The 24,979-nt window shown below is 63.6% G+C and carries 18 protein-coding genes; 14 read left to right on the top strand and 4 right to left on the bottom strand.

Features of this window, described 5'->3' with window-relative positions; all coding sequences use genetic code 11:
• Window positions 1–45: 45 nt before the first annotated feature.
• From chrA to ACI48I_RS03545, 4 genes are read left to right on the top strand one after another with little or no spacing between them, the layout of a single operon-like run.
• On the top strand, window positions 46–1,398 hold the full coding sequence (gene chrA / locus ACI48I_RS03560; RefSeq protein WP_498573350.1) for a chromate efflux transporter: 1,353 nt from the start codon (window positions 46–48) through the stop codon (window positions 1,396–1,398).
• Complete coding sequence (gene moaA, locus ACI48I_RS03555; RefSeq protein ID WP_498573349.1) at window positions 1,391–2,500, top strand: GTP 3',8-cyclase MoaA; 1,110 nt, start codon at window positions 1,391–1,393, stop codon at window positions 2,498–2,500. The genes chrA and moaA overlap by 8 nt, the downstream gene beginning before the upstream one ends.
• A 49-nt stretch (window positions 2,501–2,549) precedes the next feature.
• Window positions 2,550–4,427, top strand: a complete 1,878-nt coding sequence (gene moeA, locus ACI48I_RS03550; protein WP_498573348.1) for a molybdopterin molybdotransferase MoeA — start codon at window positions 2,550–2,552, stop codon at window positions 4,425–4,427.
• Window positions 4,428–4,456: 29 nt separating this feature from the next.
• Window positions 4,457–5,059: an REP-associated tyrosine transposase gene (locus ACI48I_RS03545; RefSeq protein WP_227496704.1), complete on the top strand. Its 603-nt coding sequence runs from the start codon at window positions 4,457–4,459 to the stop codon at window positions 5,057–5,059.
• 119 nt (window positions 5,060–5,178) lie between these two features.
• Here the strand turns inward: ACI48I_RS03545 and ACI48I_RS03540 are convergent, their stop codons facing one another.
• The 4 genes from ACI48I_RS03540 to ACI48I_RS03525 all read right to left on the bottom strand — a co-directional run bounded on the left by ACI48I_RS03540 (window position 5,179) and on the right by ACI48I_RS03525 (window position 10,519).
• The gene (locus ACI48I_RS03540) at window positions 5,179–6,498 is read right to left on the bottom strand and encodes a DNA recombination protein RmuC (RefSeq protein WP_193688665.1); all 1,320 of its coding nucleotides are present in this window, start codon (window positions 6,496–6,498) and stop codon (window positions 5,179–5,181) included.
• Window positions 6,498–6,887, bottom strand: coding sequence for a group II truncated hemoglobin (locus ACI48I_RS03535; RefSeq protein WP_193688664.1), 390 nt, complete (start codon window positions 6,885–6,887; stop codon window positions 6,498–6,500). The genes ACI48I_RS03540 and ACI48I_RS03535 overlap by 1 nt, the downstream gene beginning before the upstream one ends.
• 77 nt (window positions 6,888–6,964) lie before the next feature.
• Window positions 6,965–9,499, bottom strand: coding sequence for an ABC transporter permease (locus tag ACI48I_RS03530; RefSeq protein WP_498573347.1), 2,535 nt, complete (start codon window positions 9,497–9,499; stop codon window positions 6,965–6,967).
• Window positions 9,500–9,511: 12 nt separating this feature from the next.
• The gene (locus tag ACI48I_RS03525; protein ID WP_193688663.1) at window positions 9,512–10,519 is read right to left on the bottom strand and encodes an adenosine deaminase; all 1,008 of its coding nucleotides are present in this window, start codon (window positions 10,517–10,519) and stop codon (window positions 9,512–9,514) included.
• Window positions 10,520–11,177: 658 nt separating this feature from the next.
• On the opposite strand from ACI48I_RS03525, the gene ACI48I_RS03520 reads away from it, so the two are divergent.
• From ACI48I_RS03520 to ileS, 10 genes are all read left to right on the top strand, one after another.
• On the top strand, window positions 11,178–13,100 hold the full coding sequence (locus ACI48I_RS03520; protein WP_193688662.1) for a PrkA family serine protein kinase: 1,923 nt from the start codon (window positions 11,178–11,180) through the stop codon (window positions 13,098–13,100).
• A gap of 210 nt (window positions 13,101–13,310) precedes the next feature.
• Window positions 13,311–14,582 (top strand): YeaH/YhbH family protein, encoded by a 1,272-nt coding sequence (locus ACI48I_RS03515; RefSeq protein ID WP_193688661.1) that lies wholly within the window; start codon window positions 13,311–13,313, stop codon window positions 14,580–14,582.
• A 16-nt stretch (window positions 14,583–14,598) separates the two neighbouring features.
• A complete protein-coding gene (locus ACI48I_RS03510) occupies window positions 14,599–16,122 on the top strand; it encodes a SpoVR family protein (protein WP_193688660.1) in 1,524 nt (507 codons plus the stop codon).
• A gap of 550 nt (window positions 16,123–16,672) precedes the next feature.
• Window positions 16,673–17,350, top strand: coding sequence for an energy transducer TonB (locus ACI48I_RS03505; protein WP_498573346.1), 678 nt, complete (start codon window positions 16,673–16,675; stop codon window positions 17,348–17,350).
• Between the two features lie 84 nt (window positions 17,351–17,434).
• A complete protein-coding gene (locus tag ACI48I_RS03500; protein ID WP_227496702.1) occupies window positions 17,435–18,367 on the top strand; it encodes a MotA/TolQ/ExbB proton channel family protein in 933 nt (310 codons plus the stop codon).
• Window positions 18,368–18,370: 3 nt separating this feature from the next.
• A complete protein-coding gene (locus ACI48I_RS03495; RefSeq protein WP_193688658.1) occupies window positions 18,371–18,799 on the top strand; it encodes an ExbD/TolR family protein in 429 nt (142 codons plus the stop codon).
• 68 nt (window positions 18,800–18,867) lie between these two features.
• On the top strand, window positions 18,868–19,299 hold the full coding sequence (locus ACI48I_RS03490) for an ExbD/TolR family protein (RefSeq protein WP_193688657.1): 432 nt from the start codon (window positions 18,868–18,870) through the stop codon (window positions 19,297–19,299).
• Window positions 19,300–19,369: 70 nt separating this feature from the next.
• Window positions 19,370–20,599: a tetratricopeptide repeat protein gene (locus tag ACI48I_RS03485; protein ID WP_193688656.1), complete on the top strand. Its 1,230-nt coding sequence runs from the start codon at window positions 19,370–19,372 to the stop codon at window positions 20,597–20,599.
• 225 nt (window positions 20,600–20,824) lie between these two features.
• A complete protein-coding gene (locus tag ACI48I_RS03480; protein WP_193688655.1) occupies window positions 20,825–21,841 on the top strand; it encodes a bifunctional riboflavin kinase/FAD synthetase in 1,017 nt (338 codons plus the stop codon).
• A 79-nt stretch (window positions 21,842–21,920) separates the two neighbouring features.
• Window positions 21,921–24,830 carry an isoleucine--tRNA ligase gene (gene ileS, locus ACI48I_RS03475; protein WP_498573345.1) on the top strand — a complete coding sequence of 970 codons (2,910 nt, stop codon included), beginning with the start codon at window positions 21,921–21,923 and terminating at the stop codon, window positions 24,828–24,830.
• Window positions 24,831–24,979 lie beyond the last annotated feature (149 nt).

Here is a 24,979-nt window from a genome sequence, read left to right as displayed (position 1 = left end):
GGGAAGCCGCGTGCTTCCCTTTTTTTATGTCGGACCACCGAGACCATGACCGATCACCCCGTACCCGCCCCCGTCAGCCTGCGCGTCGCCTTTCTCTACTGGCTCAAGCTCGGCTTCATCAGCTTCGGCGGCCCGGCCGGCCAGATCGCGCTGATGCACAGCGAGCTGGTCGAGCGCCGGCGCTGGATTTCCGAAGGCCGCTTCCTGCATGCGCTGAACTACTGCATGCTGCTGCCCGGTCCCGAGGCGACGCAACTGGCCGTCTACATCGGCTGGCTGCTGCACCGCACGCGCGGCGGGATCATCGCCGGCGTCCTGTTCGTCCTGCCCTCGCTGCTGATCCTGATCGGCCTGTCCTGGATCTACCTCGCCTGGGGCCATTTGACCGTGGTGGCCGGGATCATGAACGGCATCAAGCCGGCGGTCGTCGCGATCGTGCTGGCCGCCGCCTGGCGCATCGGCAGCCGCACGCTGCGCAACGGCATCCTGATCGCGATTGCCTGCGCCGCCTTCGTCGCGATTGCCTTGCTGGCGCTCCCCTTCCCGCTGATCGTGCTGGCGGCGGCGCTGGCCGGCATGCTGGGAGCGCGTTTGCGACCCCAGGCTTTCCAGCCGGTCGGCGGGCATGGCGGCGCGCACGCGCAGCCTGAAACGCAGCGGCCGCGCGCGCTCATCGACGACGATACGCCGACGCCGGAACACGCGCGCTTCTCGCGCCGCCGGCTGGCGGCCGTGCTCATTGTCGGCGTCGGCCTGATGCTCCTTGTCTGGCTGCTGCTCGCCGGCTGGGGCGGCAGCGGTGGCAAAGGCGGCGGCACGCTGGCGCAGATGGGCTGGTTCTTCAGCAAGGCCGCCCTGCTCACCTTCGGCGGCGCCTATGCCGTGCTGCCCTATGTCGTGCAGGGCGCGGTCGAGCAGTACGGCTGGCTGAGCGCGCCGCAGATGATCGACGGCCTGGCGCTGGGAGAGACGACGCCGGGTCCCTTGATCATGATCGTCGCCTTCGTCGGTTTCGTCGGCGGCTGGACCCATGCGGTGTTCGGGCCGGCCGCGCCCTGGCTGGGCGGCGTCGCCGGCGCCACGGTGGCCACGCTGTTCACCTTCATTCCCTCCTTCGTCTTCATCCTGGCCGGCGGCCCGCTGGTCGAGTCCACGCGCGGCAACCTGCGCCTGACGGCGCCCCTGACCGCCATCTCGGCGGCAGTGGTCGGGGTGATCGCCAGCCTGGCGCTCTACTTCGGGCGCGAGGTCTTCTTCGCCGGCGGGTCGGTCCAGCCGCAGGCGATCGTGCTCGGCCTGCTGGCCGCGGTCGCCCTGCTGCGCTACAAGGTCGGGACGATCACCCTGATCGCCGCCTGTGCGGCGGCTGGCCTCGTGCTATCGTATTGGCATGTCTGAAAAAATCATCATGCTGCACGACCTGCGCGCGCCTGCCCTGGCCGTCCCGGCAGTACCCGCGGCGCCCAGCGGCCTCCTGACCGATGCCTTGTCGCGTCCCCTGCACGACCTGCGCATCTCCGTCACCGACCGCTGCAATTTCCGCTGCGTTTACTGCATGCCGAAGGAAGTGTTCGGCAAGGATTATCCCTACCTGCCGCACGGCGACCTGCTCAGCTTCGAGGAAATCACACGCGTGGCGAGCCTGTTCTTCGCCCATGGCGTCGAGAAGATCCGCCTGACCGGCGGCGAGCCGCTGCTGCGCAAGAACCTGGAACACCTGGTGGCGATGCTGCGCGCCCTGCCGACGCCGTCGGGCCGCCCGCTCGACCTGACCCTCACCACCAACGGCTCGCTGCTGGCCCGCAAAGCGCGGGCGCTGAAGGATGCGGGCCTGGACCGCGTCACCGTCTCGCTCGACGCGCTGGACGATGCCGTCTTCAAGCGCATGAACGACGTCGATTTCGCCGTGGCCGACGTACTGGCCGGGATCGACGCGGCGCACGCCGTCGGGCTCGGCCCGGTAAAGGTCAACATGGTCGTCAAGCGCGGCACCAACGACGACCAGATCGTGCCGATGGCGCGCCATTTCAAAGGCTCGCCGACGATCCTGCGCTTCATCGAATACATGGACGTGGGCGCCTCGAACGGCTGGAACATGGATGAAGTCGTGCCGTCCGGCGAAGTGGTCAGCCGCATCGGGGCCGAGCTGCCCCTGGCGCCGGTTGCCGCCAATTACACGGGCGAGACGGCCGCGCGCTGGCGCTATCTCGACGGCGGCGGCGAGGTCGGCGTCATCTCCAGCGTCACCGGCGCCTTCTGCAAGGATTGCAGCCGCATGCGCCTCTCCACCGAGGGCAAGCTGTACACGTGTTTGTTCGCCACCCGCGGGCACGACCTGCGCGCCCTGCTGCGCGCCGGCCACGACGACCTCGCCCTCAGCGGTGCGATTGCCCAGCTGTGGCAGGGCCGCACGGACCGCTATTCGGAAACGCGCACGGCGGAGACAAGCGGTATCGAGCGCGGCGCACGCAAAGTCGAAATGTCGTATATCGGTGGGTAAACAAGCGGTGGGTAAACAAGCGGTGGATAAACAAGCGGCAGTTCAATACATGACACAACAAGCATCGATCAGCGGGTTGATCCTCGCAGGCGGACGTGGCACGCGCATGGGCCAGGTCGACAAGGGCCTGCAGCCGTTTCGCGGCAAGACCATGGCGGCGCACGTGCTCGAGCGGCTCGCGCCGCAAGTTGCACAGGTCGCGATCAACGCCAACCAGAACCAGGACACCTATGCGGCGCTCGGCGTGCCGGTGTGGCCGGACGACCTGCCCGGCTTCATGGGGCCGCTGGCCGGCATGGAAACCGGCATGCGGCGCTGCGCAACGGAGTATCTCCTCACCGCGCCCTGCGATTCACCCTTCCTGCCGCCGGATCTCGCCGAGCGGCTGCTGACGGCACTGCGCGAGCAGGATGCGGACCTGGCCTTTGCCATGACGCAGGAGGCGGGGCAAAGGCCGCAGCCGCATCCGGTGTTCTGCCTGGTGAAGGCGTCCCTGCTGCCGGTCCTGTCGGCCTATCTGGCCGAGGGCGGCCGCCGCATGGACGGCTGGTACACCGATTTGAAGGCGGTCGAGGTGCTGTTCGAGGACGCGGACGCCTTCCGCAACATCAACACGCTCGAGGAGCTGCACAGCCTCGATACGGTCCGGGCGCCGCGCCTGGCGGACGTGACGAGCTGCCTCTCGGCGTACGATCCGGACGCGCTGCCGGTCAAGGATGCGCAGCGCATCATCCGCGAGTTCGTGCAGCCCGTGCAGGCCGTCGAGCAGGTGGCGCTGCGCGCCGCCCTGGGCCGCGTGCTGGCGCGCGACATCGTCTCGCCGATCGACGTGCCGGCGCACGACAACTCGGCCATGGATGGCTATGCCTTGCGTGGCGCGGACTTGCCGGCAGACGGGAAAGTACGCCTGGCGGTGGTCGGCACCGTCTACGCGGGCAAACCGGGAACGCGCGTGCCGGGCCCCGGCGAATGCGTGCGCATCATGACGGGCGGCGTCATGCCCGAGGGCTGCGACAGCGTAATCCCGCAGGAATTCGTGGCGGAAGAAGGCGAAGGGTCGATCGTCATCGCGGCCGGGGTAGTAAAGGCCGGCGACAACCGCCGCTTCGCCGGCGAAGATCTAAAGGCCGGCAGCGCCGCGCTCAAGGCCGGCAAGGTGATCCGCCCGGCCGACCTGGGCCTGGTCGCCTCGCTCGGCATCGCCGAAGTACCGGTGCGGCGCCGCCTGCGCGTGGCCTTCTTCTCGACCGGCGACGAACTGCGCTCGATCGGGCAACAGCTCGACGAAGGCAGCGTCTACGACAGTAACCGCTACACGATCTACGGCATGCTGCAGCGCCTGGGCTGCGACATCATCGACATGGGCATCGTGCGCGACGACCCGGCCGCGCTCGAGGAAGCCCTGCGCAGCGCCTGCGAGAATGCCGACGCCATCATCACCTCGGGCGGCGTGTCGGTGGGCGCGGCCGACTACACGAAACAGATCATGGCGCGCCTGGGCGACGTCACCTTCTGGAAGATCGGCATGCGTCCGGGCCGCCCGCTCGCCTTCGGCCGCATCGCCTCGAACGGGCACAGCGCCTTCCTGTTCGGGCTGCCGGGCAATCCGGTGGCGGTGATGGTCTCGTTCTACTTCTTCGCCCGCGAGGCCCTGCTGCGCATGATGGGCGCCGACGCGCCGCTGCCGCTGCTGCGCGCGCGCTCGGTGGGGGCGATCCGCAAGAAGCCCGGCCGCACGGAATATCAGCGAGGGGTCCTGACGCATGGGGAGGACGGCATGGCCCAGGTAAGGATTACCGGTTCGCAGGGCTCGGGCATTCTGCGCTCGATGTCGGAGGCGAATTGCATGGTGGTGCTGCATGATGGGCAAGGCAATGTGGCGGCCGGCGACATGGTCGACGTCCTGATGTTCGAGGGACTCGTGTAGGGTGGGCGGGTCTCCCGCCCATTCTCCGCTTGACCTACATCACCGCACGGCACGCGCGAATCGTGCGCGCACTGGCGCTCATTTACGATCGCGCGATGTCCCGATATCGCCGCGCCCTTACCGGCTCCACTTTCTTTTTCACGCTGGTCGCGTACCGGCGCCGCCCCATTCTGTGCGACGACGTGATCCTGCGCGCATTACGGGGCGCCATCCTCGCGGTGCGTTCACGTCGTCCGTTCACGATTGACGCCTGGGTGCAACTTCCCGATCATCTGCACTGCATCTGGACGCTGCCGCAAGACGACACCAATTTCTCCCGACGCTGGTCAGAGATCAAACATCACGTTTCGTACGCTTGTCACGGCATGTACGACGGGCCGGCATTATCGCAACGGATGAAGCGCAGCCGCCTCGCAACGATCTGGCAGCCGCGCTTTTGGGAGCACCGGATTCGAGACGAACGGGATCTCAGCCAGCATGTCGATTACATCCACATCAATCCAGTTCGGCACGGCCACGCGCAGCATGCGTCGTTATGGCCGTATTCGAGTTTTGCACGATATGTGCGTAACGGGATTTATCCCGCGGATTGGTGTGGGCCGGTTGATGAAACGGGATTATGTTGGGAGTGATTACGACAAAAACGCCGCGCGGCCAATCACGCGGGGGGTGAACGCGTGGGCGGGAGACCCGCCCACCCTACGGGCGGCGCAAATGAACCGGTAAGTTCAGCAACGCGTCGGCGCCACCGTCATTCCTCGCGCTCGGCTTCGGGGCCCAGCATCAGTTGCGCGGCCTCGCTCGGCAAGGCCTCCACGGATTTGAGCTTCCTGGCCATCTGTCGGCTGCGCACTTCCGCATTTTCGATATTCTTGGCCGCCTTCTCCAGCGTCAGCTTGGTCGCCGCCAGCACGTCGCCGAACTTGCCGAACTCGGTCTTCACCGCGCCCAGCACCTGCCACACTTCGGACGAGCGTTTTTCCAGCGCCAGCGTGCGGAAGCCCATCTGCAGGCTGTTGAGCAGGGCCGACAGGGTCGACGGGCCGGCGATCGTCACGCGCAGCGTGCGCTGCAGGTCGTCGGCCAGGCCGGGACGGCGCATGACCTCGGCATACAGGCCTTCCGTCGGCAGGAACAGGATCGCAAAATCGGTCGTCTGCGGCGGGCAGACATATTTTTCGCAAATCGTCTTCGCCTCGTTGCGCACCGCGCGTTCGAGCTCGCCGCCGTACTTCGCGACACCCTCGGCGTCGGCGCGGTCCTGGGCTTCGACCAGGCGCTCGTACTGCTCTTTCGGGAACTTGGCGTCGATCGGCAGCCATAGCGGCGCGCCGCCGTCGACCACGCCCGGCAGCTTGATCGCGAATTCGACCCGTGCATTGGTACCGGCTACAGTCTCGACGTTCTTCGCGTACTGGTCGACCGTCAGCACCTGCTCGAGCAGCATCTCGAGCTGCACTTCGCCCCAGGTGCCGCGCGTCTTCACGTTGGTCAGCACGCGCTTCAAGTCGCCCACGCCGATCGCCAGCTGCTGCATCTCGCCCAGGCCCTGGTGCACCTTTTCGAGCCGCTCCGACACCTGGCGGAAGGATTCGGTCAATCTCGTTTCCAGCGTCGTGTGCAGCTTTTCGTCGACCGTCTGGCGCATCTCCTCCAGCCGCTTGGCGTTATCGACCTGCAGGTCGCGGATCTTGTGTTCCAGCGTGGCGCGCACTTCGAGCATGCGCTGGGCGTTCGATTCGGTGAGGTTGCTCAGCGTCTGCTGAAGGGTGTCGGCAAAGCGCTTGAGCGAGCGGGCCTGCTCTTCGCGTCCGCCGGCGGCGTGCAGCTGCATCTGCTGGCGCATGCTGTCGAGTTGCTGGGCGCCGGCTGCCTGGTGCTGGGCCATGTGGCCGGCCAGTTCCTGGCGCGTGGCCTGGGCGCTGTGCTGGAGTTCCTGGCGCAGTTCGCGCTCGAGGCGTTCGAAGGCCAGGGCGCTGCCGTCGCTGCGTCCGCGCAGGAGCAGCAGCACCTGCAAGGCGATCACTGCAAGCACGCCGGCCGCAAGCAAGGCAAATTCGAATGTGGACATCAGTCGGCCTTGTTGCGCATCCAGTCGGCGGTCTGGTAGAAGGACTGCATCAGGCGCATGCGCAAGTCTTCCTCGATGCCGATGTCTTCCATCGCCCAGGCCATGGCGCGCAGCCACTGGTCGCGCTCGCTGGTGCCGATCCCGAACGGCAGGTGCCGGGCGCGCAGGCGCGGATGGCCGTGGCGCTCGACGAAGAGGTCCGGGCCGCCCATCCAGCCGGACAGGAACATGAAGAGTTTTTCGCGCGAACTGTCGTTCGGCTTGGGGTGCAGGGCGTGGATGCCGGCAAATTCCGGCTCCAGCTCCATCAGGTCGTAGAAGCGGTCGACCAGTTCACGCAGGCGGGTTTCGCCGCCGATGATTTCGTACAGGGTTTGGTTCTCGGACATACCATCATGATAGCCTGACGCCCAGTCGGCGACTAGTAGGGTGGGCACTTGTGCCCACGCGGGAACGCAGAATAGTGTTAGCCGGCTTCACGCAGCGTCTGCAAGGGCGGCTGGCGCAGCACGCTGCGCAGGCCGAGCCAGCCGCCCACGAGTGCGCACACGATCCCGGCCACGAGCCCGGCCAGCCACACGCCCGGCTCGAAGCTCCACGGGAACTTGAACTGGTAATTGGCCAGCGCCCAGCCCAGCAGCGCAGCACCGGATGCGGCCAGCAGGCCGGCCAGGCCGCCGACCAGCACGAACTCGATGCGCTGCGCCTGCGCCAGCTGCTTGCGCGTCGCGCCCAGCGCCCGCAGCAGGCCCGCTTCGCGCGTGCGCTCGGACGTCGATCCCATCAGCGCCGCATACAGCACCAGCACGCCCGATGCCAGCGTGAACAGGAACAGGAACTCGACGGCGACCACCACCTGGTCGACCACTTCCTGCACCTGGCGGATGATGCCGCTGACGTCGATCACGGTGAGATTCGGATAGGCGCGCGCCAGCGTGTTGGCCAGCCCCGCGCCCTGCTGCGGCAGGTGGAAGGCCGTCATGTAGGTTGCAGGCGCATTCGCCATCGCCTGCGGATTGATGATGACGAAGAAGTTGGCGCGCATCGAGCCCCATTCCAGCTTGCGCAGGCTGGTCACTTTCGCATCGACCACGATACCGGCCATGTCGAAGCGCATGACGTCGCCCAGTTTCAGGCCCAGGGTCTTGGCGATGCCCTGCTCGACCGAGGCTTCCGCTACGCCCGGCGCATCCGCATACCACTTGCCGGCGACGATGTCGTTGCCTTCCGGGGCCTGCGCCATGGTGGAGAGGTTGAATTCGCGGTTGGCCAGGCGGCGCGCATCCTCGGTCGTGTAAGTCGCCGCGGTGATGGCCTTGCCGTTCACTGCCGTCAGGCGGCCGCGGATCATCGGGTACAGCACCGGCTTGTCGACCCCGGCACCCGCGATGCGGCGCGCGACATCCTCCTTCTGCTCGGGCAGCACGTTGATGATGAAGCGGTTCGGGGCGTTCTCCGGCGTGGCGCGCTGCCAGGCCGCGACCAGGTCGCCGCGCACCACGGTCAAGAGCAGCAGCGCCATCAGGCCCAGCGCCAGCGACACCACCTGCACGATGGTCGCGCCGGGGCGGCGCTGCAGCGAGGTGACGGCGAAGCGCCAGCCCTGGTGGCCCGAGACGTTGCGCACCCGGCGCAGCAGTTTCAGGGCCAGCCAGGCGACCAGCGCGAAGACCGCGAAGCCGCCGAGGAAGCCGCCCGCCGTCAGCAGCGCCAGCTTCGGCTCGCCCGCCTGCCACAGCAGCAGCGCGACGAACACGCCGATGCCGAGGCCATAGGTGGCGAGCGCCATCGGCTGCGGCGCGGCCTGCTCGCGCCGGATCACGCGGTTGTGCGGCACGTTGCGCAGTTGAAGGACGGGCGGCAGCGCGAAGCCGACGAGTAGCAGCATGCCGGTGGCGATGCCCTGCAGGGCTGGCAGCATGGACACCGGCGGCAGGTCGGCCGGCAGCAAGTTGCCGATCAATTGCAGCAGGATGAAATGGGCGCCGAAGCCGACCAGCACGCCGATGACGCTGCCCGCCAGGCCGACGATGGCGAATTCGATCAGGTACATCATGCCGACGCCGTTCTGGGTCATGCCGAGGCAGCGCAGCATGGCGCAGGCGTCCAGGTGGCGCTGCATGAAACGGCGCGCCGCCATCGCCACGGCCACCGCTGCCAGCATCGCCGACAGCAGGCCGACCAGCGACAGGAAGCGGTCGGCCCGCTCCAGCGTCGCCTGCATTTCGGGGCGGCCGTTTTCGATCGACTCGATGCGCACGCCCTTCACGTTATCAAGCTCGATGCGCGCGCGCAGCCAGGTTTCGAATTCGCGTACCCGGGCCAGGTCGTTGTTCGAGGGCGCCGCCACCAGCAGCTTGTAGGTCACGCGCGCAAAATCGTCGACCAGGCCGGTCGATTTCAGATCGCTTAATGACAGCATCACGCGCGGCGCGAAATTGGCGAAGGAGGCGCCGCGGTCCGGCTCGGCCGCGACCAGTTGGGCAATCGTGAACCTGCGTTCGCCCACCTGCAGCGCGTCGCCGACTTTCACGTTCAGCGCCGGCAGCAAATTCGCGTCGACCCAGACGGTGCCGGGAGCCGGAATCGCCCGCGCGGGAACGCCGCGCGCGGCGCTGGCTTCATCGGGACTGGTCGTGACGCGCAGTACCCCGCGCAGCGGATAGCCGTTCGACACGGCCTTGATCGAGGCCAGCTGGGCCTGGGAAGCCTCGCCCTCCCCGCCCTGGGCCATGCTGGGAAAGGTGACGGTGTCGGCCAGCAGCAGGCCGCGCCGCTGCGCTTCCTGGCGCCAGGCGGGCAGGATCGGATTGTCGGCGTTGACCAGCAGGTCGGCGCCGAGCAGCTGATTCGCATCGCGCGCCAGTCCCGCGCGCATGCGGTCGATGAAGAAGCCGCTTGATGACAGGGCCGAGACGGCGACGATCAGCGCCACCAATAGAAAGCGCAATTCGCCCGCGCGCCAGTCGCGCGCGGTCATGCGGAGGGACTGGATCAGCACGGGCAGCTTCCTTTAGCGGGCGCCGAAAAAGTCGTCGACTTCCGCCAGGAAGGCACGCTTCTGCTCGGGATCGAGGAAGGCGGCACTGAAGGAGTTGCGGGCGAGCTGGCGCGCATGCGAGGCGTCGAGCGGCAGGGCCTCGAAGGCGGCGATGAAATTGTCGTTCATGTAGCCGCCAAAATAGGCAGGGTCGTCCGAGTTGACGGTGGCGACCAGGCCCTTGTCGAGCAGGGTGCGCAGGTTGTGCGAACCCATCACGTCGAACACGCGCAGCTTGATGTTCGACAGCGGGCAGACGGTCAACGCCATCTGTTCGCGCACCAGGCGCTCGACCAGCTCCGGGCTTTCCAGGCAGCGCACGCCGTGGTCGATGCGTTCGACATTGAGCACGTCGAGCGCGCTTTCGATATAGCTTGGCGGGCCCTCCTCGCCCGCATGCGCCACCAGGCGCAGGCCGAGCTGGCGCGCACGCTCGAAGACACGCGCGAATTTTTCCGGCGGATGGCCTACTTCAGAGGAGTCGAGGCCGACGCCGATGAATTTGTCGCGGTGCGGCAGTGCTTCGTCGAGCGTGGCCAGCGCTTCTTCCTCGGACAGGTGGCGCAGGAAGCACATGATCAGGGTGGCGCTGATCGGCGCGTCCTGGCAGGCGCGCCAGATGCCGTTGATGACGGTCTCGAAAGGCACGCCGCGCACGGTATGCGTCTGCGGATCGAAGAAGATCTCGGCATGGCGCACGTTGTCGGCGGCGGCGCGCGCCAGGTAGGCGGCCGTCATGTCGTAGAAATCCTGTTCATGCAGCAGCACGCTGGCGCCGGCGTAATAGATATCGAGGAAGGACTGCAAATCCGAGAAAGCGTAGGCCTGGCGCAACGCTTCGACCGATGGATAGGGTAGCGATACGCCATTTCTTTGCGCCAACGCAAAGATCAGTTCCGGCTCGAGCGAGCCCTCGATATGGATGTGCAATTCAGCCTTCGGCATCTGTTCAATGGTCTGGCGCAGCTGCTCGTTCAGCATGGGATGTTCTCCGTCAAAGGCGGTTTTTCGGGGCAGGATCGACAAGTGTACCGCATGCCGATGGTGCCCTGTTTTCATTGGACGAGAGAGCGAAAAATCACGCCTTTCGCGTGCGCCACCGGCCCGCCGGATCGTGCACTATCGGACCAGAACTTTCGTCACCCCAGCAGTAAGGACTGCTGGAAATAGCCATACAGAATGCATAAAAGTTTGGCCGCCAGCGGCTGCTTAGACGTTTTCCGCATAAGCATAAAATCTATCGTTTTCCGTGAATAATCAAACGCTTACAGGTGTTACAACTACGGAATCGAGAGTGCTTTGACTTCGGGTACTAATAGGCACATAATAAATTTCAGAAACATAAAAAGACCCTTTCATCCACGGGACATCCGGCCACAAGCCGGCTCAAAAAAGAACAATCCGCCTGAGCCGCCGCGCACGCCGCGCGGCGCTACCAGGACGACCCGCCTAACGGGTGGGAAGCTCGGGAAACCATCGCGAGCGAAGGAGTGTTGACCGTGCAGCACACGCCAGCAATCCGACGTCTAATGGTTCATCGCGCTCCCGTATCTACGCCAAGAAAATCGGGGCTTTGGTGGCCGGCTGCAGGCCGTCCATCGTGACAGTGATCGTTGTTAGCAAACTAAAGGACATGCACATGACCATTTTTGACAACTACGCAGCCCGTTACGAGCGTACCCGTGAAGAAGAATATTCCCTGTCCGAATATCTTGCTCTCTGTAAGAAAGACCCGCTGACCTATGCCAGCGCGCCGGAGCGCATGCTCGCTGCGATCGGTGAGCCGCAGCTCGTCGATACCCGGCTCGATCCGCGCATGTCGCGCATCTTTGCCAACAAGGTCATCAAGGTCTATCCCGCCTTCCGCGAGTTCTACGGCATGGAGGAAGTGATCGAACAGGTCGTCTCCTACTTCCGCCACGCCGCGCAGGGGCTGGAAGAACGCAAGCAGATCCTGTATCTGCTGGGCCCGGTCGGCGGCGGCAAGTCGTCGATCGCGGAAAAGCTGAAACACTTGATGGAGCAAGTGCCCTTTTACGCGATCAAGGGTTCGCCCGTGAACGAATCGCCGCTCGGCCTCTTCAACGAGGACGAGGACGGCGTCATCCTGGAAGAAGACTACGGCATCCCGCGCCGCTACCTGCGCTCGATCCCGAGCCCGTGGGCGGTCAAACGCCTGCACGAGTTCGGCGGCGACATCAACAAGTTCCGCGTCGTCAAGCGCTACCCTTCGATCCTGAAACAAGTCGCCATCTCGAAGACCGAGCCGGGCGACGAGAACAACCAGGACATCTCCTCGCTGGTCGGCAAGGTCGACATCCGCAAGCTCGAGGATTATTCGCAGGACGATCCGGACGCCTACAGCTATTCCGGCGGCCTGTGCCTGGCGAACCAGGGCCTGATGGAATTCGTCGAGATGTTCAAGGCCCCGATCAAAGTGCTGCACCCCTTGCTGACGGCCACCCAGGAAGGCAATTACAAGGGCACCGAGGGCTTCGGCGCGATTCCTTTCGAGGGCATCATCCTGGCGCACTCGAACGAGTCGGAGTGGAAGACCTTCCGCAACAACCGCAACAACGAGGCATTCCTCGACCGGATCTATATCGTGAAGGTGCCGTACTGCCTGCGCATTTCCGACGAGATCAAGATTTACGATAAGTTGGTGCGCAACTCCTCGCTCGAGAAGGCGCCCTGCGCGCCGGGCACGCTGCGCATGATGGCGCAGTTCGCGATCCTGTCGCGCCTGAAGGATCCGGAAAATTCGAGCATCTATTCGAAGATGCTGGTCTACGACGGCGAGAACCTGAAGGACACCGATCCGAAAGCCAAGTCGCTGCACGAATATGTCGACTATGCCGGCGTGGACGAAGGCATGAACGGCTTGTCGACGCGCTTTGCCTTCAAGATCCTGTCGAAAGTCTTCAACTTCGACAATACCGAAGTGGCGGCCAATCCGGTGCACCTGCTGTATGTACTGGAGCAGCAGATCGAGCGCGAGCAGTTCCCGCCCGAACTCGAACAGCGCTACCACTCGTATATCAAGGAACACCTGGCGCAGCGCTATGTCGACTTCATCGGCAAGGAAATCCAGACCGCCTATCTGGAAAGCTATTCGGAATACGGCCAGAACATTTTCGACCGTTATGTGACCTTTGCCGACTTCTGGATCCAGGACCAGGAATTCCGCGATCCGGACACCGGCGAGAGTTTCGATCGCGAATCGCTCAACGCCGAGCTGGAAAAGATCGAGAAGCCGGCAGGCATCTCGAATCCGAAGGATTTCCGCAACGAGATCGTCAACTTCGGCTTGCGGGCCCGGGCGACCAACGGCGGCAAGAATCCGGCCTGGACCAGCTACGAAAAGTTCCGCACCGTGATCGAGAAGAAAATGTTCTCGAATACGGAGGAACTGCTGCCGGTGATTTCGTTCAACGCCAAGGCAAGTGCCGAGGACGCGACGAAGCATGCCGACTTCGTCAACCGCATGGTCGAGAAAGGCTATACGGCCAAGCAGGTGCGGCTGCTGTGCGAATGGTATCTGCGTGTGAGGAAGTCGTCGTAACAGGCGGCACCGGCGGCGCGTCCGGATGGGTAGGCCGGCCGCCGCCCCGACTGCCGGCATCGGCCGTCCGCAAAACGGTACGTTGCGTGCCCTCCGGCGCAATTTCGACTACCCTGCCAGACGTGCGCACCCCGCTTATGCACGCTGCGTATTAAGATAGGGGGACCGCGGCAGATTGCGGTCCGCCGCGGTTTTAACAGGAGGCATGTTTTGACTTACCTCATCGACCGACGCTTGCAGGGCAAGAACAAGTCCGCGGTGAACCGTGAACGCTTCCTGCGCCGCTACAAGGCGCAAATCAAGGATGCGGTCGGCCGCGCGATCAAGGGCCGCTCGATCACCGACATCGAGAACGGCGAAAAAGTCTCGATCCCCGTCAAGGACGTCAACGAACCGCATTTCGGCCACGCCCATGGCGGCGTGTGGGAAACCATTAACCCTGGCAATACCGAATACCAGAAAGGCGACCAGTTCAACCGTCCGCGCAGCGGCGGCGGCGGTTCCGGCCGCGGCCGCGCCGGCAACAGCGAACAGACCAGCGAGGACGATTTCATCTTCGAGCTCTCGCGCGAAGAATTCATGAATTACTTCTTCGAAGACCTCGAGCTGCCGAACATGGTCAAGACCCAGCTCACGCAGACGATCGATTTCAAAACCCAGCGCGCCGGCTACAACGTGTCGGGCACGCCGTCCAACATCCACGTGCTGCGTTCGCTGCGCGGCGCGCTCGGGCGGCGCATCGCGGTGGGCGGTCCCAGCCGCCGGGCAGCGAGCGAGCTGCAGCAGGAGCTTGAAGCGCTGTTCGACGCCGAGGTGCCCGAGGACGACCCGCGCGTCGTCGAGATCAGGAAAAAAATCCACCACCTGCATACGCGCATCAATGCGATTCCCTTCATCGATCCGTTCGACCTGCGCTACAGCAACCGCATCAAGGTGCCGAAACCCAGCACCCAGGCCGTGATGTTCTGCGTCATGGACGTCTCCGGCTCGATGGACGAAACGCGCAAGGACACCGCCAAGCGTTTCTTCATCCTGCTGTATCTTTTCCTCAAACGCGTCTACGAGCGCATCGACGTCGTCTTCATCCGCCACCACACGGCCGCGGCCGAAGTCGACGAGGACGAATTCTTCCACTCGCGCGAGTCCGGCGGCACCGTCGTGTCCTCGGCCCTGCACCTGCTGCAGAAGGTGATCGCAGAGCGCTACTCGAGTTCCGACTGGAACGCCTACGTCGCCCAGGCCTCGGACGGCGACAACTGGGACAACGACTCGGTACTGTGCAAGCAGCTACTGAACAACGGCATCATGCCGAAGGTGCAGTACTACACCTATGTCGAAATCACCGACGGGCCGCCGCAGAACCTGTGGGAGCAATACACCGAGGTCGCCGCGCACCACGCCAACTTCGCCATGCAGAAGATCGTGACGCCGGCCGACATCTACCCGGTCTTCCGCGAGCTGTTCAAAAAGCAGCCCAAGTAACCCGATAGGCACGCATATGCCAGACGACCGCACCAATCCGCGCGCCCTGCCCGAACAGTCGGAGTGGACCTTCGACCTGATCGAGCAGGCGCACGAGGAAATTCGCCGCGTGGCCAAAAAATTCGGCCTCGACACCTACCCCAACCAGCTCGAGATCATTACCGCCGAGCAGATGATGGATGCCTACACCTCGGTCGGCATGCCGGTGTCCTATAACCACTGGTCCTTCGGCAAACACTTCCTGTCGACCGAAAAGAGCTACAAGCGCGGCCAGATGGGCCTGGCCTACGAGATCGTCATCAATTCCGATCCCTGCATCGCCTACCTGATGGAGGAAAACAGCCTGACGATGCAGGCGCTGGTCATCGCCCACGCCGCCTACGGCCACAATTCCTTCTTTAAGGGCAATTACCTGTTCCGCACCTGGACCGACGCCGAGGCGATCGTCGATTACATGGTGTTTGCCAAGAATTACATCGCCGAGTGCGAGCAGCGCTACGGCATCGATGCGGTGGAGGACCTGCTCGACTCCTGCCATGCGATCCAGAACTACGGGGTCGACCGTTATAAACGTCCCGCCAAACTCTCGGTGGCGCAGGAAGCGGCGCGCCAGAAGGAACGCGAAGAGTATGCCCAGTCGCAGGTGAACGCCCTGTGGCGTACCGTCCCGCGGCGCGAGGAAGAAGAACGCAACGCCCCGCCGCCGCGCTTCCCGCCCGAGCCCGAGGAAAACCTGCTGTACTTCATCGAGAAGTACGCACCGCTGCTCGAACCCTGGCAGCGCGAACTGGTGCGCATCACGCGCAAGATCTCGCAGTATTTTTATCCGCAGCGCCAGACCCAGGTCATGAACGAGGGCTGGGCGACCTTCTGGCATTACACGATTCTGCAGGAACTATATAAAGAGGGCATCGTCGGCGACGGGTTCATGCTCGAGTTCCTGCAAAGCCATACCAACGTCGTCTACCAGCCGGCAGCGACCAGCCCCTATTACAGCGGCATCAATCCCTACGCGCTCGGCTTCGCGATGATGAGCGACATCCGGCGCATCTGCGAGAACCCGACCGAGGAAGACCGGGCCTGGTTCCCGGACATGGCCGGCAGCGACTGGATCAAGACGCTCGATTTTGCGATGCGCAACTTCAAGGACGAGAGCTTCATCGCCCAGTACCTGTCGCCCAAGCTGATCCGCGACTTCCACTTCTTCGCCGTGCTCGACGATGACCGCAGCGACAAGCTGACCATCTCCGCCATCCACGACGAAGCCGGCTACCGCTACGTTCGCCAGCAGCTGGCCGAGCAGTACAACATCGGCAACCGCGAGCCGAACATCCAGGTCTGGCAAGTCAATACGCGCGACGACCGCGCCCTGACCCTGCGCCATACCCAGTTCCAGCGCCGTCCACTCAACGGCCAGGCCCAGGAAGTGCTCAAGCACGTAGCGCGGCTGTGGGGCTTCGACGTCCGGCTCGAAACGGTCGATTCCACCGGCCACGTCGTCAGTTTCCTCGACTGCCGGCGCGAGAAGCGCCACCGCTGATCGCACCCCGGCGCACTCGCCGAGTGCGTCACTGCTCCTCCAGGCAGCATCCATCCCCGGATCTTGCCTGGAGGCACCCTCCCCCGCTGATGCAGGTCAAGATATAGCGACTCAGCGGCATGCCATCACTTCCAGTCATACTCCCAGCCCCGTTGTCATTACAGTTCTGTTAGCTGGCGAACGCTCGCGTTTGCCAAAACTGGCTATAGTTTGCAAAAAGCTGAGCATTGCACTATATGATATTTGCCATTCGGCAAAATCGGCATGCAATATTTGGCAAAAGGCTAGTTCTTTCAAGATCTTCCACAGTGCGAGCATAGCAAGCTGTAAAGTTGTAATTTTATATAGAATTTTCCTGCGCATTTTTGCACAGCGGCGGTGCGTCCGGATGAGCAGTATTGCCTGTTTTTACAGGGGTTTAGGCCCATTTTCCGGGCTCAAAAATACCTGTGCAAAAAAGAATTCGTAGGTATAATTCGCCGATGTCCCGGATGCGGCCTTGTTTTTTCGTCGTGTTTTGAGGGTTTAGTAGCAACAAAAAGAGTTGGTATTGGAGAAAGCAGGCATGAATTTTTCACATGAGAAGGAACCGGGGAAGAATCTCACTGGTATCACCATTGTGGTCCTGTTGCACGTCCTGGTCGCCTGGGGGATCATCAATGGTCTCGGTACGAAGGTGATTTCGAAGGTGCAGGAAGCAGTGGAAACGAAGTTGATCGAAGAGGTGAAGCCACCGCCGCCACCGGAGACTCCTCCACCGCCGCCACCGCCGGAAATGAAGGCCCCACCGCCTCCATTCATTCCGCCGGTCGAGGTGCAGGTGCAGCAGCCGCCGCCGCCGCAGAACACGATTTCTGCCGCGACGAACACGCCGCCTCCGACCACCAGCCTGGCTCCACCGGCGCCCCCGGCGCCACCGGCTCCGGCCGCAGCACCAGCCGGTCCTAGCCGTACCGCTGCAGTCGCGGACTTCAGCACCTGCGCCAAGCCGGAATACCCGAAAGCTTCGGCACGTAACGAAGAAGAAGGCAAGTCGGTAATTCAGTTCCTGATCGGCGTCGACGGCCGGATGGTTGAGTCCAAGATCGCGAAATCGAGTGGCTCGCGTGACCTGGACCGTGCAGCGCAGGCTGCGATTGGCAAGTGCCGCTTCAAACCGGCAATGGTCAACGGTCAGCCTGAACAGGCATGGACCTCAGTCGAGTACGTCTGGTCGCTGGACCAATAACCGAGACAGAAGATCGTCTCACAACAGTGATTTTCGTTGTCTTTAGATCAGCGAACTGTCTATTTTTATATTTCTGGAGGAAGCATGTTTAAGAATACCCGTTTGTCCGCTGTCCTGGCGGCTGTCCTGTTCTCGGTTACGGCGGCATCGGCCCTGGTCTCGGCACCAGCCTTCGCTGACGCACCGAAGGAGGCAGCTCCGGCCGCCGCCGCACCGGCAGACGCAGCAGCCGCTCCGGCCGCTGACGCAGCAGCCGCTGCACCTGCAGCCGAAGGCGCAGCCGCTCCGGCCGCCGCCGGTGCAAAAGAAGAAGTCAAGAACCCGTACGGCTTCTCGGCCATGTGGGCAGAAGGCGACTTCGTCAACAAGGGCACCATCATCATCCTGTCGCTGATGTCGATGGGCTCGTGGTACATCATCATCACCAAGCTGATCGACCAGTCGAAGATCATGCGCCAGTCGAAAGAAGTGTCGCAGAAGTTCTGGAAAGCCAACTCGATCGCTGCCGGTTCGGCTGCGCTGAAAGAAGGTTCGCCATTCCGCTTCATCGCTGAAACCGGCACCAAGGCAACCCAGCACCACGATGGCGCCCTGCTCGAGCAGATCGACCTGTCGACCTGGGTGACGATGCAAGTTCAGCGCGCCGTGGACCGCGTCCAGTCGCGCCTGCAGGATGGCCTGTCGTTCCTGGCAACCGTCGGTTCGACCTCGCCGTTCATCGGTCTGTTCGGTACCGTCTGGGGCATCTACAACGCACTGACCAACATCGGTATGTCGGGTAACGCATCGATCGACAAGGTCGCAGGTCCAGTCGGTGAAGCGCTGATCATGACCGCCTTCGGTCTGTTCGTCGCCGTTCCTGCCGTTCTGGGTTACAACTGGCTGGTCCGCCGCAACAAGTCGGCAATGGAAGATGTCCGTTCGTTCAGCGCCGACGTGCACTCGGTCCTGGTTTCGGGCGCCATGTCGACCTCGGAAGCTGCCCGTGCTGCTACCGGCGCTAAAAAGATTGGATAAATCATGGCAATGAGTGTCGGCTCCGATAGCGGAGATGATGATGCCGTGATGTCAGAGATCAACACGACGCCGCTCGTCGACATCATGTTGGTTCTCCTGATCATCTTCCTGATCACCAGCCCGGTCGTGCTGAAGCTGCAGACGGTTAATCTGCCGGCGGAAACGAACCAGGTTGCCAAGACCGCGCCGGAAGACATCAACATCACCGTCAACAAAGACGGCGAGATGTACTGGAACCAGCGCCGCATCCAGAACACGGACGAATTGTTCAAGTTCTTTGCGGAGCAGTCGGTCAAACTGCCACAGCCTGCAGTCAAGGTGCGTGGCGACCAGGCGACCCGTTACGAGGCAATCGGTCGGGTGATCTACACGGCACAACGTGCTGGTGTGCAAAAGGTCGGGTTCGTGATCGAACCACCTGACAAGAACTAATGTCAGTCGCGGTGCCGGATTCAACCCCGGCACCGCACCTTGCACCAGTCATTAAAAAAGGAAACACCATGGGTATGAACGTAGGTTCAGGCTCCGCCAAAGGAGCCGATCCGGAACCGATGATGGAAATGAACATGACGCCCTTGATCGACGTTCTGTTGGTCTTGATCATCATGTTGATTATCACGATTCCGAAGCAAAACCACGCGGTCAATCTGAACATGCCGGTGGGTACCCCACCGCCAAAGACTGAAGAGCCGCGCGTCGTCACGATCGACGTCGACTTCGATGGCACCATCCTCTGGGACGGCCAGGCAATCCCTGATCGCCCGACGCTGGAAGCGAAGATGAATGAAGTGGCTTCGCAGCCAGACCAGCCGGAAGTGCACCTGCGTCCGAACAAGCTGGTCGAGTACAAGGTGGTTGCCGGTGTGATGGCAACGGCCCAACGTCTCGGCGTCACGAAGATCGGCATGGTCGGTAACGAGCAGTTCCAGTAACCGCACCAGACTTGACCAACACGGCAGGGTTTCCCTGCCGTGTCCATTTTCAAAGAAGGATTTCCATAGAATGAGCAAATTCCGACTCGCACACCTCGGCCTCGCACTGGCCGCCCTTGGTTTTACCGCTGCAACGCCCATCGTCGGCCTGGCCCCTGCCCATGCGGCGGAAGCGATGCGCCCTGAAATCGGCAAGCGACTGCAGGAAGCCCAGGCACTGATGAAACAGGGCAAGCACAAGGACGCCCTGGCAAAACTGCGCGAAGCGGACAAGGTCCCCGGCAAGACGCCAAACGAAAGCTACCTGATCGACCGCGTGCGCGCTGCCGCCGCTTCCTCGGCCGGCGACTACGGTACCGCCGCCGACGCTTTCGAGGCCCTGATCGCTTCGGGCAAGCTGTCCGCAGCCGAACGCAGCCAGTTCTCGGAAGGCCTGATCGGCATCTACATGCGCGGTGGCGAACTGAACAAGGCGAACGAAGCCATCCAGCGCCAGCTCAAGAATGGCGACGATCCGAAACTGCGCGCCTACCTGCTGCAGAACTATTACAAGCAGGGCAATATCGCTGCCCTGGAAACCGAGCTGCACAAGGCCGAGCAGTCCGGCCGCATGAGCGAAGACATGCTCGGCATGCTCGCCAACATCCAGCTCAAGAAGAACGACAAGGCCGGCTACGTCAACACCATCGAAAAGCTGGCGGCGAACTACCCGAAAGCCCAGTACTGGAATGACCTGCTGAACCGCGTGCAAGGCAAGCCTGGCTTCTCGAGCCGCCTGTCGGTCGACCTCTACCGCCTGAAGCTGGCCAACGGCCTGCTGAAGAAGCCGAGCGAGTTCATGGAGATGTCGCAGCTCGTGCTGCAGGCAAAGGCCCCGGCTGAAGCCCTGAAGATCATCGACAAGGGCTACAAGGCTGGCGCCCTGGGCACCGGTCCCGACGCTGCCCGTCACCAGCGCCTGAAGGACCTGGCCGAGAAAAACCTGGCTGACCAGAACAAAAATGCCGCTGCCACGGAAGCCGAATACACGGCTGCCAAGGACAACGACGGCCTGGTCGCCCTCGGTTACGGCCTGGTGCAGGCAGGCCAGGCGGACAAGGGCCTGAAGATGATGGAAACCGCCATCAAGGCCGGCGGCCTGCGCTACCCGGACGAAGCCAAGCTGCGCCTGGGCGAAGCCTATGCGGCAGCGGGCAAGAAACAGCAGGCAATCACCGCCCTGAAGGGCGTCAGCGGCAAGGAAGGTACGGCCGAGCTGGCTCGCTACTGGATCATGGCGATCAACAAGCCACTGGCCTGATAGCCGCCTCGCGATCGATTTCCGATTCGCAAAAACGCCGCCTGTTCGCAGGCGGCGTTTTTTTTGCCGCCGCCGATGCGAATCGCGTCAACACCAGGCAACCATTACGCGTGGGCATGCCCACCCTACGCAGGCAACGCTATACCGTATAATCAAGGTTTTCGCCCCGCGGCAGCGTTGACCACGACTTGCGTGGCAGGCTTGCCGGGCATTCTGGAACCACCAATGAAGGTATTTCGCGGACTTCCCAACGACGCGGCGCGCGCACCGTGCGCCCTCACCATCGGCAATTTCGATGGTGTCCATCGTGGCCACCAGGCCCTGCTGGCGCGCGTCCGGGCAGCCAGCCAGGCGCTGGGACTGGAAGCGGCAGTGATGACCTTCGAGCCCCACCCGCGCGAATACTTCGCCCGCCGCAGCGGCGACCTGAGCCGCGCTCCGGCGCGCATCGCCAACCTGCGCGACAAGCTCGAAGACTTGTCCAAGGCCGGCATCGACCGCGTCATCGTCGAGCACTTCAACGAACAATTCGCCTCGATTTCGCCCGAGGATTTCACCCAGCGCGTGCTGGTCGACGGCCTGCACGTCAAATGGTTGATGGTGGGCGACGACTTCTGCTACGGCGCCAAGCGCGCCGGCAACGTCGAGATGCTCAAGGAAGCCGGCCGCCGCCATGGCTTCCAGGTCGAGACCCTGCCCACCGTGCGCGAAGGCGACCAGCGCATCTCGTCCTCCGCCGTGCGCGCCGCGCTGGCAGCGGGCGATTTGCAGGCCACCGGCGCCCTGCTCGGCCACCCGTATGCGATGTCGGGCCACGTGATCCATGGCGCCAAGCTCGGCCGCACCCTCGGCTTCCCAACCCTGAACCTGCGGGTCGCACACCGCCCTGCCGTACAAGGCATCTTCGTGGTGCAAGTCCACGGCCTGGCCGACCAGCCCCTGCCGGCGGTGGCCAGCCTGGGCGTGCGTCCCACGGTCGAGGACGCCGGCCGCATGCTGCTGGAAGTGCACATCTTCGACTATGACCGCCCCTGCTACGGCAAGCTGGTGCGCGTCGAATTCCTGCAAAAACTGCGCGACGAGGAAAAGTACGTCGACCTCGACACCCTCACCGCCGCGATCCACCGCGACGCCGAACAGGCACGCGCCTGGTTCGCCGGCAACCGGCTGCAGCACGATCCCCGCAGTGCCAATAGCAGCACGGCCCGCGCCGGCGCCCTGACCGCCACCGACCGAATTTGACGCGCGACGGCATCGTTCCCGCGCGGCCAGCGCCCTACCCCGGCGCAGCCACATCCGCATTCCCTTACCGAAGAAATTTATGTCCGAAAACAGCAAACCCGTCCAGAACGCGCCTGCCCAAAAAGCTGCCAAAAAGCCTGAAAGCAAGCCAACGAGCAAATACCCGGTCAACATGACCGACACCCCGTTCCCGATGCGCGGCGACCTCGCCAAGCGCGAACCGGGCTGGGTCAAGCAATGGCAGGACAAGCAGATCTACCACCGCATCCGCAAGGCGGCCAAGGGCCGTCCGACCTTCGTGCTGCACGACGGTCCACCGTATGCGAACGGCGACATCCACCTCGGCCACGCGGTCAACAAGATCCTGAAGGACATGGTCGTCAAATCGCGCACCATGGCCGGCTTCGACGCGCCCTATGTGCCGGGCTGGGACTGCCACGGCATGCCGATCGAGATCCAGATCGAAAAACTGTACGGCAAGAATTTGCCAACCGCCGAGGTACTGCAGAAGGCGCGTGCCTATGCGCTCGAGCAGATCGACCGCCAGCGCGCCGGTTTCATCCGCCTGGGTGTGCTCGGCGAATGGGAAAACCCGTACATGACCATGGCCTACGGTAACGAGGCCGACGAGTTGCGCGCGCTGGGCAAGCTGCTCGATAAAGGTTATGTGTATCGCGGCCTGAAGCCCGTGAACTGGTGCTTCGACTGCGGCTCGGCCCTAGCTGAAGCGGAAGTCGAATACCAGGACAAGCGCGACCCGGCGATCGACGTCGGTTTTAAATTCGCCGAAGAAGAGAAGATCGCCGCCGCCTTCGGCCTGCCGTCGCTGCCGACCATGAACGGTTTCATCGTGATCTGGACCACGACCCCGTGGACCATCCCGTCGAACCAGGCGCTGAACGTCAACGCCGAAGTGACCTACGCCCTCGTCCAAAGCGAGCGCAACGGCGAGCCGCTGCTGCTGATCCTGGCCCAGGACCTGGTCGAGTCCTGCCTCCAGCGTTATAAACTCGAAGGCAAGGTCATCGCCACCACGCTTGGCGCCCAGCTCGAAGGCCTGCGCTTCAAGCATCCGCTGCACGCCGCCGATCCGTTCTATGACCGCCTGTCGCCGATGTACCTGGCCGACTACGTCACCACCGAGAGCGGCACCGGCGTGGTCCACTCGGCGCCGGCCTATGGCCTGGAAGACTTTATCTCGTGCAAGGCGCACGGCATGAAGGACGACGAGATTTTGAAGCCTGTCATGGGCGACGGCCGCTTTGCGAGCTCGCTGCCGCTGTTCGGCGGCCTGACGATCTGGGAAGCCAGCAAGCCGATCTGCGCCGCGCTGACCGAAGCGGGCGCCCTGTTCGAACTGAAAATGTTCGACCACAGCTACATGCACTGCTGGCGCCACAAGACCCCGATCGTCTACCGCGCGACCAGCCAGTGGTTCGCCGGCATGGACCTCACGCCGAAGGACGGTGGCCCGACCCTGCGCGAAACGGCGCTGGCCGGCATCGACAAGACCCAGTTCTTCCCGGACTGGGGCCAGGCGCGCCTGCACGGCATGATCGAGAACCGTCCGGACTGGACCCTGTCGCGCCAGCGCCAGTGGGGCGTGCCGATGGCCTTCTTCATCCACAAGGAAACCGGAGAATTGCATCCGCGTACCCCAGAGCTGCTGGAGCAGGTGGCCAAGCTGATCGAACAGAACGGCATCGACGCCTGGCAGGCACTCGACCCGCGCACGCTGCTGGGCGACGACGCCGACGTGTATGAGAAGAACAAGGACACGCTCGACGTCTGGTTCGACTCGGGCGCGACGCACCAGACCGTGCTGCGCGGCTCGCACGCGCAACAGTCGACCTTCCCGGCCGACCTGTACCTGGAAGGCTCGGACCAGCACCGCGGCTGGTTCCACTCGTCGCTGCTGACCTCTTCGATGCTGAACGGTACGCCGCCGTACAAGGCGCTGCTGACCCACGGCTTCACGGTGGACGAAAACGGCAAGAAGATGTCCAAATCGCTTGGCAACACGATGGCGCCGCAGAAGATCTCGGACACCCTGGGCGCGGACATCCTGCGCCTGTGGGTGGCCTCGACCGACTACACGGGCGAACTGTCGATCGGCGAAGAGATCCTGAAACGCGTCACCGAATCGTATCGGCGCATCCGGAACACGCTGCGCTTCCTGCTGGCGAATACGTCCGACTTCGACCCGGCGAAGCACGCCGTGCCGGTGGCGGAGATGGTGGAGATCGACCGCTACGCGATCGCCTCGATGGCGCAGCTGCAGAAGGACGTGGCCGCGCACTTCGACCGCTACGAATTCCACCCGGTCGTCTCGCGCCTGCAGAATTACTGCTCGGAAGACCTGGGCGGCTTCTACCTCGACATCCTCAAGGACCGCCTGTACACGACCGGCGTCGACTCGCAAGCGCGCCGCTCGGCCCAGACCGCGCTCTGGCACATCGCGCACGCCCTGCTGCGCGTGATGGCGCCGGTGCTGTCCTTCACGGCCGAGGAAGCCTGGGCCGTGTTCGCGGGCCAGCAAGCCTATGCGGATTCGGACGAAACCATCTTCACGCAGACCCTGTGGACCTTCCCGGAACTGCCGGATGCGGAAGCGCTGCTGGCCAAGTACGCCGCCCTGCGTGAAGTGCGTGCCGACGTCACCAAGCAGCTGGAAGAAGTGCGTGCCTCGGGTGCGATCGGTTCGTCGCTGCAGGCCGAGCTGACGATCAAGGCGGCGGGCGCCAGGCACGCGCTGCTGGCGAGCCTGGACGACGATTTGAAATTCGTCTTCATCACCTCGCAGGCGACGGTCGAACAGGCCGCGAACGAGGCCGAGGAAGCGGTACAGGTGACGCCATCGGAAGCGCCGAAGTGCGAGCGCTGCTGGCACTACCGCCGCGACGTCGGCCACGACCACGCGCACGCGGGCCTGTGCGGCCGCTGCGTGAGCAACCTGTTCGGCACCGGCGAAGCACGCCGCTTCGCGTAAGCTTCACCTGCCGACCGCCATGCCGCCCGTGCGCGGCATGGCGGTTTTCCTTATCCGACCTCGACTCCCATGGCAACCAAGACAAAACCACGCATCTCGACCGTCCATAAACCAGGCAGCGGGGGCGGGGGGGGGGGGGGGGGGGGGGG

This window comes from Massilia sp. LXY-5 (assembly GCF_059801075.1).
The sequence above is the reverse complement of the archived record's forward strand: the minus strand, read 5'-3'. Positions and strand labels throughout refer to the sequence as shown.